The 15,486-nt window shown below is 41.2% G+C and carries 14 protein-coding genes and 1 pseudogene; 5 read left to right on the forward strand and 10 right to left on the reverse strand.

All coding sequences use genetic code 11. The features are described from left to right. A partial coding sequence (locus tag IFO66_RS23835; protein WP_225445805.1) for a hypothetical protein occupies positions 1–201 on the forward strand: 201 nt, incomplete at its 5' end. On the opposite strand, the gene IFO66_RS15420 is transcribed toward IFO66_RS23835, so the two are convergent. The 4 genes from IFO66_RS15420 to IFO66_RS15435 form a co-directional block, all read right to left on the reverse strand. Continuing rightward, the gene (locus tag IFO66_RS15420) at positions 169–1,920 is read right to left on the reverse strand and encodes an amidohydrolase (protein WP_192026019.1); all 1,752 of its coding nucleotides are present in this window, start codon (positions 1,918–1,920) and stop codon (positions 169–171) included. The two genes, IFO66_RS23835 and IFO66_RS15420, sit on opposite strands and share 33 nt — an antisense overlap. Positions 1,921–2,166: 246 nt before the next feature. Continuing rightward, positions 2,167–3,150, reverse strand: a complete 984-nt coding sequence (locus IFO66_RS15425; RefSeq protein ID WP_192026020.1) for a LacI family DNA-binding transcriptional regulator — start codon at positions 3,148–3,150, stop codon at positions 2,167–2,169. A gap of 238 nt (positions 3,151–3,388) precedes the next feature. Further along, positions 3,389–4,408, reverse strand: coding sequence for a serine hydrolase domain-containing protein (locus IFO66_RS15430; protein ID WP_192026021.1), 1,020 nt, complete (start codon positions 4,406–4,408; stop codon positions 3,389–3,391). Between the two features lie 110 nt (positions 4,409–4,518). Then, on the reverse strand, positions 4,519–5,343 hold the full coding sequence (locus IFO66_RS15435; protein ID WP_192026022.1) for a MerR family transcriptional regulator: 825 nt from the start codon (positions 5,341–5,343) through the stop codon (positions 4,519–4,521). 1,312 nt (positions 5,344–6,655) lie between these two features. Between IFO66_RS15435 and IFO66_RS15440 the strand changes: the two genes are divergently transcribed. The 3 genes and pseudogenes from IFO66_RS15440 (at position 6,656) to IFO66_RS15445 (ending at position 8,119) form a co-directional block, all read left to right on the forward strand. After that, complete coding sequence (locus IFO66_RS15440; RefSeq protein WP_192026023.1) at positions 6,656–7,102, forward strand: DUF6386 family protein; 447 nt, start codon at positions 6,656–6,658, stop codon at positions 7,100–7,102. Between the two features lie 261 nt (positions 7,103–7,363). Continuing rightward, a pseudogene (locus tag IFO66_RS24375) lies at positions 7,364–7,520 on the forward strand (IS1634 family transposase); the annotation flags it as partial. Positions 7,521–7,861: 341 nt separating this feature from the next. Further along, positions 7,862–8,119 (forward strand): hypothetical protein, encoded by a 258-nt coding sequence (locus tag IFO66_RS15445; RefSeq protein ID WP_192026024.1) that lies wholly within the window; start codon positions 7,862–7,864, stop codon positions 8,117–8,119. A 158-nt stretch (positions 8,120–8,277) separates the two neighbouring features. Here IFO66_RS15445 and IFO66_RS15450 read toward each other — a convergent pair whose 3' ends face one another. The 3 genes from IFO66_RS15450 to IFO66_RS15460 form a co-directional block, all read right to left on the reverse strand. After that, positions 8,278–9,057, reverse strand: coding sequence for a hypothetical protein (locus tag IFO66_RS15450; RefSeq protein WP_192026025.1), 780 nt, complete (start codon positions 9,055–9,057; stop codon positions 8,278–8,280). A gap of 140 nt (positions 9,058–9,197) precedes the next feature. Continuing rightward, a complete protein-coding gene (locus IFO66_RS15455; RefSeq protein WP_192026026.1) occupies positions 9,198–10,316 on the reverse strand; it encodes an NAD(P)/FAD-dependent oxidoreductase in 1,119 nt (372 codons plus the stop codon). 165 nt (positions 10,317–10,481) lie between these two features. Then, a complete protein-coding gene (locus IFO66_RS15460; protein ID WP_192026027.1) occupies positions 10,482–11,243 on the reverse strand; it encodes an HAD-IIB family hydrolase in 762 nt (253 codons plus the stop codon). Between the two features lie 86 nt (positions 11,244–11,329). Here IFO66_RS15460 and IFO66_RS15465 point away from each other — a divergent pair, with 86 nt between their 5' ends. Then, positions 11,330–12,025, forward strand: a complete 696-nt coding sequence (locus tag IFO66_RS15465) for a Crp/Fnr family transcriptional regulator (protein WP_192026028.1) — start codon at positions 11,330–11,332, stop codon at positions 12,023–12,025. Between the two features lie 53 nt (positions 12,026–12,078). Here IFO66_RS15465 and IFO66_RS15470 read toward each other — a convergent pair whose 3' ends face one another. From IFO66_RS15470 to IFO66_RS15480, 3 genes are all read right to left on the reverse strand, one after another. Continuing rightward, complete coding sequence (locus IFO66_RS15470; RefSeq protein WP_192026029.1) at positions 12,079–13,551, reverse strand: amidase family protein; 1,473 nt, start codon at positions 13,549–13,551, stop codon at positions 12,079–12,081. A gap of 203 nt (positions 13,552–13,754) precedes the next feature. Continuing rightward, complete coding sequence (locus IFO66_RS15475; protein WP_192026030.1) at positions 13,755–14,021, reverse strand: CD3324 family protein; 267 nt, start codon at positions 14,019–14,021, stop codon at positions 13,755–13,757. A 382-nt stretch (positions 14,022–14,403) separates the two neighbouring features. Beyond that, on the reverse strand, positions 14,404–15,402 hold the full coding sequence (locus tag IFO66_RS15480; protein WP_192026031.1) for an NAD(P)/FAD-dependent oxidoreductase: 999 nt from the start codon (positions 15,400–15,402) through the stop codon (positions 14,404–14,406). Positions 15,403–15,486 lie beyond the last annotated feature (84 nt).

The following is a 15,486-nucleotide window of genomic DNA, read 5'->3' on the forward strand; positions in this document are numbered from 1 at the left end:
CAGCTTCCTTCAGATTCTGCCTCACGACAGACACCCTTGCTCTTGGCTAACGGTAGGCGTTCGCCAGCCCCCGTTCGGGACTTTCACCCTAGAGATGACGCCCATGCTGGGCGTACAACAAAAAAGAATGCAGATAGTAGGTCTGCATTCTTTTTCATGTACGACTATTTATTTTTTGTAGTAAACGACTTCTCCTTGTAACACGGTCATTAACACATTAGCCTTAGAAATATCATGTGCTTTCATCTCAGTGATATCATCATCTACTATAATAATATCCGCAGATTTACCAACCTCAATGGAGCCAGTAACTTTATCAAGGCCTAATGATTTGGCAGGCTTAATTGTGTAGGCGTCAATGGCTGAAAATACATCAGGTAACCCCTTTTCGCCAAGACTCAATGAGTTAGAAATCGTAACGAGTGGATTCAGCTCATTTACATCCCAATCACTACTAAGCGATACATTCGCCCCCGTTTTCCATATTTGCCCTAACGGCATCATCCGCTTCATTTGCTCATTTGAAAAATAGGTACTTGCCCAGCTTTGATTAGGGTCTTCTGCAAAATCATGCCCTACCTGAAAATCAGCGCTAACACCTAATTCAGCAAAACGTTGAATATCACTCTCTTCAACCATTTCTACGTGCGTAAGTGTGTATGGCTGATTCGCTCCATTATTTTGGGCTGCCTCTATTGCATTCAAACTTTCTCTTACCCCACCATCACCAATCGTATGAATAAAAGCACCATAACCAATTTTATTGAGTTCCGTCAACCACCATTTCATTTTTTGTTCTGGTATATAATTTAGACCATATGGAGTCCCAGGGAACCATTCAAATTTGTATTTGTCTAATGTTTTTGCAGTGCTATTAATGCTAATTCCATCACTATACATTTTCACCTGATTAATAAGCATTCTTGATGATAGATCATGATGTTTCACTTTTTTGAAATACTCGAGTTGTTCTGCTTCATCTATGTTAGGGTATACCCATGGACGAAGGACTACTCGTGACGTTAACTTCCCATCGTCATATACTTTGTCCCACACATCTAACCAGCCACGTTTCCAATAGAGACGACCATCACCAACGGTTGTAATTCCATTTTTCGCAACCTCATCTAGGCCAGCCAATAAACCTTCAACATTTTTCTCAAATAGACCCGGTTGTGAACTCCATGCTTTCTCCATCACAATATCACCAGCAGCATCATAAAGAATACCGTAAGGCTCACCTGTTTCAGGGTCTCGAATTATTCTTCCGCCCTGTGGATCTTTCTTATCTGTATTCATCCCAACTACCTCAAGTGCTTTGGAGTTAACCCATACAGCGTGCGATGTTCTCTCCATAATTACGACAGGATTGTTCGGAAATAGCTCGTCAAGGAGCTGTAATGGTGATTGGTCTTCTGACTCTTCATCCGAATCTTGTAATAAGTTTTCTAAGCTAAATCCTGTTCCGCTAATCCATTCTCCCTGCTTTATGCCTTTTTGACATGCTTCTAAATAGGGACGTTGTTCTTGTAAAGAATGCTCTGGTGATACACTGCAATTTCCTGCAGCTGGTGATTGTGCTTCAAAAATATGATTATGATTATCTACAAAACCAGGTAGAACAAGCTGCCCTTCTGCATCAATAACTTGAGTATCCTCAGTGATAAGCTTTTCTACATCTTTGTTAGATCCAACAAATGTAATTTTACCATCTTTCAATGCTACTGCTTCTGCCATATCTTGTTTTTGGTTAGCTGTATAGATGGTGGCATTTTTAATGACAACGTGGTTGGATAATTGGCTAACAGGTACCTTACTGTCATAATGGGCCTCACCTACTTCAGGTTTGCAAGCTGACACGAATATCATGCTAAAAATGACACAAACAGTCGTTATTGTTTTCAAGCGAAATTTTTTCATATGTTGTTACTCCTTTATTAAAATAAACTGCCCGTGAAGATAGAATAAGCATTGACATAATGTCAAGGTCAACTGCTAGTGCTGACTCTTCATTTAATATGGCTAGAAGTACACTCTCTATCCCTTGCAGTACAGGGATTTCACGAATTTATAATAAGACATATACATAAAGAAAACAGACCCCCTCTAGCTAAGGAGCCTGTTCATTAAGTTGATGCTGTGATTATTATGGATGTCAATTTAACACTAAGTAGTTCCTTTATACAGCAATTCTACATCAAACTCATAATTTTTACGTTCAACTGGCTCATTATTGATTAAGCGGATTAAGTAATTCATGGCCGTTTCCCCGACGGAGTAAATTTGTTGAGAGATGGTCGTAATCTCTGGATAGACCATCTCCATACGTATGCCATCGAAACCAATTAACTTGACTTGCTCAGGAACCTTAACGCCTAGCTCTATAAGAGCCTTCAATGCTCCAGCAGCCATTAGATCATTGCCTGCAAATACACCATCAACATCAGGATGCTTCTTATAGATGTCCTTCATAGCTTGATAGCCACCCGCTACCGTAAAGTTGCCATAACCTATCAGGCTTGGCGTAAACCAAGGAAACGCTTTGCACTGTTCTTCGTAAGCGAGCGTCCTCTCTCTTGAAGCGTGTACATCCGTTGGGCCTGAAATATGAGCAATTTTTTGGCACCCGACAGATTGAAGATGGCTAACAGCCAATTCACCGCCATGTTGATTAGCAGCTGTAATGGTAACGATCGGATAGCCAGAAAAAGGTTTATTGATAGCCACAACTGGAATCGATCGATCTTGCAAGGCAATGATTTGTTCCGCTTGAATCGTATAGGAAGAAATAATAATACCGTCAATTTGCTTGTTGATCAGCGTCTCAATATACCGCTTTTCTTTAACTGGATTATTGTCCGTATTGCATAGTACGAACGTATAGCCTTCAGCAGCAGCTGCGTCCTCTGCTGCGCGAGCGATTTCTGGGAAGAAAGGATTTAAAATATCCGGCACCATCAAAGCAACGGCGGCCGTTTTTTTGCCAGCCAAGCTTCTAGCAATATTATTTGGCTTATAATTTAATTTTTGAATCGCTGCCACAATAGCACTTTCTGCTTCTTTACTCACATAGCCACTTTGGTTAAGCAGTCGGGAAACCGTTGCTACAGATACACCAACCAGCTTGCTAACGTCTCTAATTGTCGTCATTGATAACAAAACCTTTTACGAGTAACCTTCCTATAAAGTGTACGGAAAGAGACTTAACAAAAACAAGTGTGCTACGCTCAAAGAACATATGCACACTTGTCCAACGTTACCTTATTTGTTAACGGTATCTTTTGTGATGAGTTCAAGCTCAACTGGAATAGAAGCTTCAACCTGTTGCCTTTTGCAATTTTTATCGCTGTTTCTACAGCCAACGTACCAATCTTGTATTAACTTGTAGTTACGATATACATGCTGGGACAATGTATTCTTTAATTAATGTCCATCTATCGTTAGCATTCATCATGAAGGATGATGATATAGATACAACGAGATCTAGTTCTGAAATGCAGCAAATGACATTTCCACCATCCCCTAATGCTAAGTTTGCACGAACACCATCCTCCTCTCGTAACCACCAAAGATAGCCGTAATGATTGGCATTCCACGCTGTTGATTCCTCTATCCATTTTTGCGGGATGATCGACTGATTACCCCATACCCCATGCTTCAAATATAGCAAGCCGAAACGTGCCATATCACGCGTACTCAGTGTAAGTCCCCAGCCTCCAGTGGAATAGCCATTCGGGTCATGAACCCACCCTTCCACATTATTCCCGAACAAATCCTCGAAGCCAAATGCCTCCATTTTGTAGTTCGGAATTTCTTGCATACCTATGGGGCAAAATAAGTGCGTGTTGGCGAACTCACGAGCGCTTTTCCCTGTACTGCGTGTAAGGATAGCTGATAGTAAGTGTGCTCCTGCAGTCGAATACTTAAAGGAGCCAAGCTCCCCGTTTTGCCCGATCATATCCAGCGTATAGGTTATCCAATCTGGCTGCATGCATAACTTATCTAAGGGTTCACGCCAGTCTTCAAATGGATAAGGAGCTGTCATCGTAAGAAGATGCTGGATAGTAATTTCTCGTTTTTTCCTATCTGCTGGATCAGGCACATATTCAGGAAAGAAGTCCAATATCTTTTGGTTTACACTTTTTATGTAACCCTGATCTATAGCAATACCAATAAGCGCAGATAGAACACTTTTCGTCACAGATGCTACATGATGCGTATCATTCAAGCTGTAGCCATTAAAATAATTTTCGTAAGCGATACACCCATTTCTTACAACAACGATACCATTTATATTTTGATAATTGGATTGCACCACATGTTCGAGTTCAATAAACGTATTGGCATCCATTTTTAAAATGCTAGGGTCTGCGGTTTGCCATTCATTTGTTGGACTGTCGTTTTTCATCTATATGTACCTCCTCTAATGTTGCAAACAGTTCTGATTTTTTATACAGTAAGTGTTTATGTTTAGGAAAGTGTCTTGTCCTCAGAACTCAAGTGTCTTAGGTCATGCAGCTATTTTTTCCTTACAGGGAAATACACCTCTGTGACCATTTCCTCAGGTGCTGCGCTCTGCTTGGGATCTGTTACATATATTTCATAAGGTGAATTCACCAATTCATAGTTTTCATGTTCTATCCATTCTCTTAGTCTAGCGTAGATTGATGTCAACTCTGAATATGGTCCAGTGAAAACCGTCCTTGCACAAAGGCCGCCTGCTAAATCTCTCGTTCCCTTTACTACCTCTTTTATTGGAATGGCAAATTCCGTATCATTTCCTGAAGGATTGTATTCTGAACTGTGATAAATCGTCATCGGAGCACCTAGCAACGTTAGTTGTTCGGTCGCAATCTTTTCGTACAGGCTGCTAAAATACATGCCGTATCCAGCAGCATAGTCATCCTTGCTCATCATTTTGCGTATATACAGAAGATTCAACGGCTCTATTTCAACCAGTTGAACGTCTATTTGATCAAGGTAGGACATGATCGGAATTCCCTTTTCTAAATTCGAGATATCATTAGTTATTTGATTTATCGTGTACTCCAGAGCATGCAGCCTATCTTGTATTTCGTTTCTCTTTCGGTGCAAAACCGTGCAAAGCCTCTCCTCTGCTACATCCTCTTCCAACTCCAGAATAGCTTTGATTTCTTCTAGCGAAAATTGATACGATTTCATACGAGTAATAAAGAGCATTTTTTTGAGCTGCTTGATGGAATAATATCGATAACCATTCTCTGGATTAATTTCATCCGCTTGAATTAAGCCAATCTCAGCATAATAGCGAAGCGTTTTTGTAGAGACTTCGCATATTTTCGAAAATTCACCAATTGATAGCACTTTTCCCCTCCGTTCTTCTTATGTTCTGAGCTGCTTGCTGCATCGCTATCGGAACTTGCTTCCATTTCACTGTACACCTTCCCCTTAGGGCAAGGTCAACACCAAAATGACATCAAGTTATCCACTAAATTGAATTTTGACTCTCCTTTATACTATGAGCAAGCGCTCGTTACTGACGACTAAAAAATCCCCATTCCAATAAGGAGTAGCTTATTAGAACAGGGATGATCTCAACTCATTATTTATTTATCGTAGTAATTGGATGTACAAACTGCTGCAGTCTCATAGTACATAAAGTGCATTTCGTATTGTTGTTCTTCTGGAGCTAACTCCTGAAACCGCTCCGTAAGCATGTCTTCTTCTATGAAAATAGTACCTCTCCATAAAGCATACATCGGAACATTTGCTTGCTATCATAGGATATTTCGATAAAGTTAACAAGTTGATTAGAATCATACTATCTCCTGCTTCGATTACGTCTTCCCATTATAAAAGTATACCATAACCTACTCGACACCTACCCCTTACCGATTCATCATTAGGACATATACTTATTAAAAACCTATAGTGATAAGGAGGATGTTTATGGGTAGGAAATCAGATCGACTCACTATTATTATCGAAAAAGGGAAAAAGCGTATCATCACTAGAACGCCCTTGGCTGGAGTCGATAGATGTGTGGTGTCATAATTATTTCGCTATATTTAAATCTTAAAGGTTTAATTCAGCAATGGTATACTTAAAAAGGGATAACAAATAACCGTCCCAGGGGTTTTGGAAAGCTTCCCCTCAGAAGGTTTTCATTTTCTTATTCAATTCAGTCAAAATGCTTCTTTTTTGGGGTAGTACCAGCGTAGCTGACACCATCCACAAACGGATGACTACCACATCGCCATCAAGCTAGGAGCATCGCGCCAACTGAACCCAGCAATTTTCTTCGTCCAGCTTTTCACCGCAGGGCAGAAAGAAATCGCTTGGCATGATCAATTGATTTTCGAGGTTTCCTTTGCATATAATTTCGACACAATGAGCCCAAAACCCTTGTTCTTATGCGTTATTTATCCACTTATTCGTCGTTCACCCGTTAGGTTTAGCCGCTAGTTATAGGGCCTCACCCTACTGGGGTAAAATTACCTGTAGGGCAGTCAGGGGGGCTAGTTCTGTAGCGCATAAAATTTTGTCAGAGAGACTTAGCCAAGTTACTTCTAAGTCTGAGGCTATAAAAAACAATCAAGTCATTTTCTGGTATTTACGTAAAAGATGGAGCTAAACAAGTAAGAGCCTTTAAATGTGGATAATGGAGGGAAAGTAAATGCAGACTGCAAGATTTTCATTTTCAACGGATACTGCAACTCTGGCTGTTTTTGATCTAGAGGCTATAAAGCATAGAATAAATGATTCAGCAGATTGGTGGAGTATACCTGAAGATGAGCTTGATGAAATAAATCAAGGAAATATTATATTTTTAGGCTTAGGTAGCGATGGGGCTTATAGTGTTGACATATTAGATAGTATGAGTGATTGTGATGGCTCACTGTATATGAAGGCTCCTTCAGGGCATATATATGTCGGTGCAGGAGAAGATACTACAGGGGGGGATTTAGAACCAGATGGATCAGAGTATATGTCTGGGATTTATTTAAAATTAGAAATTGGCAATTACTTAGTAAGATTTAAGAGAGAAGATAATGTAATTAAATTGTCGTTTAGTTTGGCTGATAGAGATTTTAATAAACTAGACTCTCCAATTAGTTTATAGGTGTCAAAGTGATTTTATGATACTTAATTTGAGGAGCCGAAGTCTGTTCCGCAAGAGTTTTCTCAACGTACCTATGCCTAGGAACCTCAAGAGGTTCCTACCCTTAAAACATCGGTGTAGTAGACGTGGTAAAACATGTAAACGACACAAGGGAGCGCAGCTTATGTTTCTGCGTGCGCATAGAAGAAATCGTTCTAGAACTCGAAAAGAAGTACGGGGAAGTTTTAAGAAAGATGGATATGCCTGAATTGCTGCTGCGCGAAAGAGCTCTTCCAGCGCTATACAATGCAAGGTCTGCTCGATGAACTGGACATGATCGATGCTACGAACGGCCTGGGCAAGAATTAAAATTGGAGAGATCACCAGGTGCCAGATTGAACTTGATAAAGCACTGGAAATCTCTTCGCCTGCCTCGGTTGACAATCATAAAATCTCGGAGGGATTATGTCAAAATTTTGAAACAAAATCTACAACTATCTAAGAACCATCTAGAACTCCTGATGAAAAATAACTCTTACTTATTTTAGATCGTCGATCGATCGATGACGCATATCACACTATGGCCGCTTGACAGGCCAACATACGCTTCAAGTATCATCGGCAGATTGTCTAGGGCACAAACTAATGTATATGAATGCATAATTATTCATTAGGCGTAAACCATCAGTTTACGAACGCCCCCAATACCACACAAATTGCAAGCGGTGCAGGTCGCAGCTGCAAAGTGTTGGCGCTGGAGGAACGGCCACGAATAAATGGTTGAAGGCTGCTGATCTCAAGCCATACCGTATAAGCAATAGAGGAAAAACACGTCGTCCCTTCAAAGAAATTGTTGTCGTGCTAAACGATCAAATTGTGAAGCTACCTACCAATGCTGTTAATGCTTCTGCTACACAAGTGGCAAGCGGCGCTGGGAAATATAGTACTGGCGGGACGAACTCCGCCATCGAAAGCGCGCAGGAACCAAACAACAGCATGCTGTCGGTGGAGGTGGAACAGCTAAGAACAAGTGGGTAAACAAACGAAGGAAAAAGAAGAAAAATCAAGAGCGGAATAATGTTGCTTGATTATTTAATTGGTGCGAAAAGACGGATACTCTTTATAAGCCAGAGTATCCGTCGCATGAGGACTATATTTGCTAACATTGATGGAACTCTGTTATGAGCGACTAAGATCTACTTTTTAACTATCGTTTTAGCCAATTTTATTAGATCTTCCTTTGTTAATGGACTGTCTGGATTCGTTGTGATGGAATAATACTTCCCTTTTTCAACCCAAGTAAGAATGTTAAATACATACTTGTCCTTTTTACTGAGTTTAGGATTATCCTTAATCATCTCATCAGCTGATTCATAAGTGAAACCCCTAGGTGCTTTAGCATCCTTCTTATCAAGCAGACTGTAACCAAATTTAATATCATGTTCTCCACTCTTATACTCTAACCGAATTGAGGTCGCACGCGTCCAGTTCACTTTTTTCCAGTGAATCTGTTTTCCTAGCTTTTTCGCTTCAGCCTTCAAATCTGCACTTAACTCTGTACTGTACGGTCCCGAAATTTCGCCATACGTAAAATTATATCCTTCTGGCAGGTCAGCAGGTTCCTGCAGCACGGTATCTTTCAACGTAGAAGCTTTTTTCCAATAATCTTTGTATGTAGAGAATTTTAACGAACCTCCCATCGAGAAAACCTCGTTCGTTTTCTTTTTCGTTAATTCGTTGCTGACAAATACGATATACATATCATCAGGATTTTTCTTGAGTAGTTCCCCAATTTTGTCCAGCTCTTCTTTTATTAACTTATCTGCTTCGCTTTCTGATTTAGGCTTGGCTGCTGTTTCTTTCCACCTAGAGTTACTTGCAGTTGTTAACGAAGTTGCCTCCACAGCTAGAGTCATGGAGCTGAACAGAAGTAATCCGCTAAGCGTAGCAATTGCTAATTTCATTGTCGTTTTCATGGTTGTTTTTCCTCTCTTCATTAGGGTCTCATAATGTATAACACCATCAACTCGTGCAATTGTGACGTAATTTGCTTGAAAGAGAAAAAAGTGAAAACAAAAAAGCAGAAGATCTGCTTCTGCTTTTCACTACTTCAACCTTATTCTATTGCTTTACGAATATCGTAATCATTTATATCGATATCTAGTTCCATTTCAAGTGCTAATTTTGCTAACTGGCTTCCTATATAGGGCCCCATTGTTAATCCCGACGAACCAAGTCCATTAGCAGCGATAACACCATCCCATTCAGGAAACACCCCTATAACCGGAAGAAAACCAGGGGTAAACGGTCGAAAACCAACACGTACCTCTTCAAATGTACTGCTAGCTAGCCCAGGCGCCAAGGTTAATCCTTTGTTCAGAACTTCCTGCATGCCACCAGGTGTTACTCTTGTATCGTAGCCTTCTATATCATCTTCATGTGTTGCCCCAATTACGATCTTTTGATGGTCAAACGCTAACAAATATTGATCTGATGGTGGCATCACGACAGGCCAAGTGCTCGTATCTTGTCCATCTTGAAGCTGTACATGCATAATTTGTGCTTTTTGATAAGTAACCTTAAAGTTAATACCTAAAGGCTGTAGAAGTGGCTTCGCCCATGCACCCGCACACACGACGACCATGTCAGCCGTGTAGCTTTCTTCGCCGACTTTTACTCCAGTGACACGGTTCGACTGGTACTCCAGCGTGGCATCCCCATCGATCAGGACAGCCCCGTTTCTCTGAGCAGACTGCAATAGTGCATCTCTCAGTGCACGGCCATCTACCCTGGCTGCACCGCTAATGTGCACAGCATGATATCCTTCTGCCAACAGCGGAAACTGCATACGGGTTTCATTTTCATCTAGAAGAGTAATCTCCCCGATTTCTGCTGCATCCTCTCTTCGGAGATGCGCTCGCTCCTCCATCTTGTTGATTTTGTCCAAATCATGATGAAGACTAAGCGATCCAACTTGCGCATAGCCCGTTTGAGCTTCACCCTCGTTTTCGAGCTGTTCGATCAATTTAGGGTAAAAGCGCGCACCAGCCTTTGCCAACCGATACCATGCCTGATTGCGTCGTTGTGTTAACCACGGGCAAATAATACCTGCTGCTGCATCCGTAGCTTGTCCTTTATCTTTACGGTCTACGACCAGAACCTCTGCACCCATTTTTGCTAAGTGGTATGCGGTAGACGCCCCTAGAATTCCTGCTCCTACTACGATGACTTTCATATGATTGCATTCCTTTCCTAAATCCCTGTAACCATTATAGCGAATTATGCCTAAAAGCATAACATGAACCATTTATTTTAGATAACATCAACCATTATCCTAGCAGCTATTCAGCTTAACGAAAGTGAAATACATCATCGTACAAAAGGACAGGCAACTTGCGATCTACTCTACGACTAAATGTTCGTAAAATAAGTGTCTAATTTTATCAACCACTCGTTCTTCATCATTTACAACCTGTTCCGTTGCCATGCCCGCAAGTTCAGGATGATTCCCTACACATACAGAGCGCTGAGCGTGCTGAAACATAGACATGTCATTCGCATCGTTGCCAAATGCGATAAATTCATGCGACCGTAGTCCCAAGGCCTGCAGCCCTGCCCATTTATCAACACCTACAGGGCTAATATCTATGATGTCTTCAGCTCCGTGCATATTAATTACAATCGGCTGCTGCTGCAATTCACCTAACAAACGTTGCTGATCAAGACTATGTAAAATGACTATTTTTACAATCTCATCCAACTCTGCTACATGTCTATGGTGCGCCCTTTGCTCAGGATCCACATTTCGTCGTATTGGATGGTCTTGAGCACCAGTGTATGCATAATCCCATTTGCTATCTATTAAATAAGCAGCCTCAAACTCCTTTATCAACTGGAGCAGACTATCTGCTATAGCCTTATCAAAATGTACGGTAGAGAGAATCTCTCCTCCCCTTCCCACAAATGCCCCATTCCCACCAACCATCGGATAATAATGCATCTGCTCAGGAATGACAGGCAATAGATCACGAATCGGTCTTGCCGAAGCAAAAATGATTTCATGTCCTTCATTCACAAGGAGATCGAGAGCTTGAATCATTTTCTCGCTTAGCGGCTTTCCTGAAAAACAGATCGTCCCGTCCAAATCAAAAACAATTTTCATCGTTCATTCTCCTTCCTTTTCTGATATTTATCATAGCAATTGCTTGTATAATAAAAAGGACAGATGTCTCAAAAGAGGAGAAAACGATGAAAATCATTCATGATAGCGATATAATCCAGCATTATCTTGTGAAATACCAGCTCGATAATCTATTCATGCAATCACAATCCAACTCCGTGCCACTACAACTTCGCATATATGAGCCCAATGAGCTCATACTCAGAGAAGGCGAAGAGCTGGACGGGGTCTATTTTCAAGTTGCAGGAAAAACAAAAGTGTCATCCAGTGTAGAGACAGGGAAAGCATTGCTGCTGCGGTTCTGTCACCCATTATCTGTATTCGGTGATATTGAATTAATCCAACAGGTAGTGATTCAGTCTCAGGTGGAAGCGGTTGAAAAGACAACTTTTTTATTCATTAACAAGCGCACCGTCGAAACAGAACTGATGACGAACCATACCTTTTTACATGAGCTGCTTAAGCATCTTTCCTATAAGCTTCAAACTTGTACGACCGCTTCAAGAATAAATTTGCTAGCCTCGGTTGAAGAGCGCTTTGCAAGCTACCTGTTAACGACTCGTCTTAAAAATGAGTTCGGTAGGGAGATGCTCACGCCGCATATCTCTGAGATTGCATCTTTAATAGGAACGACGCCACGACATCTAAATCGTGTAATTGTAAAGCTGAATGAGATGAATATCATTCGTAAAGAAAAGAAAAAGCTATACGTGTTGGATTGGGAACGATTGGACGAGCTGTCAAATGGACTGCTCTACGATTAATACATAAATGAACCAGCCTACTTCCAGCCCCCCTTGCGATAACATAGAAATATTCAGTACTTGAGCTCTGGCATCCTTCTATGTTTCGTTTTCTGTTCGAACGCATAAGCAATACGAATGAGTGTTGGTTCGCTAAAGGCCGTTCCGGCAAACGTAATACCGAACGGCCTCCCATTCGACTGAAATCCAGCTGGAACTGCAATAGACGGGTAACCCGCTTTCGCACTTATATCCGCACCTACATATGCAGGAAATAGTATTGCGTCTAAATGATATTTTTTCAAAGCATAGTCGATCCCACTATGCTGCGCATCATATAAGTCAGTGATGGATTCTAGTAGATATTGAGGGCTCTTTAATGCATTGTTTAACTGAGCGCGAGACTTTAATTTGTCCTGCCCATATTTCAATGCTTGATCAGCATGCTGCTCGTTCCATTCTATCAACTCATCTAGTGTATGAACCGGAAGATGAGCCGGTAGGCTTTGCAAATAGTTCTCCGTCGCATGCTTGAATTCACACTGCATTTTGTTGTAAGTCCATTCTTTGTGGAGCGTTGGGATATCAATATCTTCAACTACAGTAGCTCCACATGCTCGTAATTCGGCTACAGCATCATTAAATAATCGTCCATCATATTCGCCGCTATCACGGAAATGGTTAGACGCAGCATTCCTGAACACACCTATTGTTGCATTGCTTAATCCATTTTCATCTAAAAAAGCTGTATAGTCTAAGTTAGACTGTTCCATTCTCCAAGTAGCCGGATCTCGCTCATCTTTACCTGCAAGAGCACTTAATAAAATCGATGCATCTGTCACATTTCTTGCCATGGGTCCTGCTGTATCCTGCGAGTATGACCACGGAATGACGCCTGAGCGACTTATTAAGCCTACAGTTGGCTTAATGCCAACGATTGCTTGATTTACAGATGGGCTTAATATAGAGGCAGACGTCTCTGTCCCAACTGCGACAGTAGTGAGATTAGCTGCCACAGATGCCGCGGAACCGGTACTTGATCCGCCTGGAAAATGATCGCCATATGGATTTTTCGTTTGCCCCCCTACCCCACTGTATCCCGCCCACATTGTAGATGACATACCATTAGCCCATTCGGTGAGATTTGCTTTGCCCAATAGGATTGCGCCAGCTTGCCTTAACTGTTGAACTAGGAATGCATCTTGAGCGCTAACATGATATTGCAATGCTAACGCACCAGCATTGGTACGCATTTTATCATTTGTTTCAATGTTGCCTTTTAGCAGCACAGGGATGCCATGCAAAGGGCTTCTGGCACCTGTTACATTTCTTTCTTTATCGAGTGCCTCTGCCAAAAAGATTGCATCTGGGTTTATTTCCATAACCGAATATATCATTGGCCCATTCTGATCGTACTCTGCAATTCTATACATGTAGTGCATGACAAGCTCTCTGGATGTGATCTCTCCTTTGTCCATGGCCGCTTGTATTTCCAGTATGGTTGCTTCTTCGCTATCAAAGTGATTCAGTGGAATCCTAACTTCCATCTAACATCCCTGCTTTCAATTCTTGGTCTTGTCATTCAAAGCTTCCATTTTTCATATCAACACCTATCCGTGAGCCCGATGATGTTCACTCACCACTTCATCATAGTTCTGACTGCCCATCAAAATATATACAAAGAACAATTCCTAATTGTTTTTGCACATAAAAAAGGTTTGCGGTATATTCCGCAAACCTTTTAAGCTAATTATTTTTTTGAATATACAATTTTCTTAATACTATCATAAGATAGACTATAGCGTTCAGAGAGCTGATCAATGGATAATCCAGCCTCAAATTGGTGGCGAATTTGGCTATTTCTCAGGTCTAAGTAAGCTCGGTTGCCAGATTTTTCGCCCCACTTTTTACGAGTCCCTTCTGAATTAGGGACGTAAAGCATCCGACCTTGTACATATTTCTGTACTTCTTTTAACAAATGTTCTGGCAAAACAGCTTCTGCACTAGTATATTTCATCGGTGATCTACTCCTTAAAATTAAAAATCATTTTAAGGAAGCAAAATCTATACTATTAACTGTCTTCACCGTTATTAAAAAGCAAGAATGAAAACATGCGGTTTGTTAGGACGCTCCATGCAAATCACCGCTCTGGTTATAATATAGACTTTGCATGGAGCTGATTGTCAGCAGTACTATGGTTCAATTTGTACACCCCTTCTCAACGCTGCAAGTAAAATATGTATACAGATAGCTTCATTGTAATCATTCGACTTATTCGACAAAAAGGATCAGTATCCTTCCTAACCCGTCTCCATAGTAAATACGCAAATTAAAAACCCGCAAGATGCTTGCGGGCTTGTGCTAATATTCAAGTTAATTAAGTTAATTCATTTTATGATTAAAACTTCATATTGCTGCTATGACCCGGTGAGAGCTTAGCACTTGGATCAATATAAACCTTTGCGTTGTTGATCGCGGTTGGCGCTTCTCCTAATCCAACAGCAATTAGCTTTAACTTACCAGGATACGTTGTAATATCCCCTGCTGCAAAAATCCCCGGAATGTTTGTCTCCATTTTCGTATCAACACGAATGGAACCTTTTTCAATATCCAATCCCCACTCCGTGACAGGGCCTAGAGAGGAAACAAATCCGTAGTTTACGATTAGCGCATCACAAGCAATGCGCTTTTCTTCACCCGTACGATTGTTTGCGATCGTGATCTCGTGTAAGCGATCTTCGCCACTAAGCTGCTTAACATCCATAAAAGTCAGAACGTTAACGCTGGATTTCATTAGGTTCTCAACGCTATGTTCATGTGCTCTGAATTTGTCTCTACGATGAATAATCGTTACACTATTCGCGATACCTTCTAGCATCAGGGACCAGTCAACAGCAGAGTCTCCTCCTCCACATACGATAACATCTTGTCCAGCAAAGGACTGCAAGTCACCGATGAAATAATGCAACCCTCTTCCTTCAAAGGCAGCTGCTTCAGGAAGATCAAGCTTTCTTGGCTCAAAGGAACCTACTCCACCTGCAATGATGACAGACCGTCCGAAATGCGCACCTTTATTCGTAACTACCTTAAATTGACGCTCATCTTCCTTAATCACTTGCAGCACTTTCTCCTCCAGCTTAACATCAACCGGAAATGCGCTCATTTGCTCTTTCAAACGGTCTACCAACTCTTGCGCTGTCACTTTAGGGAAACCTGCAACGTCATAAATATATTTTTCTGGGTACAGGGCTGCCAATTGACCGCCCAATTGAGGCATGCTATCTATAATTCGCGCGCTTGCACTGCGCATCCCTGCATAGAACCCGGCAAACATACCCGCTGGACCTCCACCAATAATAATCATATCAACTATTTCGTTTGTTTGCTGCTCCTGCATGATGGTTCTCCTCTCACGGTAACGCAAAATATTTATCTCTTTATTTCATGTAATCAATATGTATACCTTATATACTAAAATATA

The sequence above is a fragment of the Paenibacillus arenosi genome (assembly GCF_014841135.1).
In the GTDB taxonomy this organism is placed as follows: Bacteria; Bacillota; Bacilli; order Paenibacillales; family Paenibacillaceae; genus Paenibacillus_B; species Paenibacillus_B arenosi.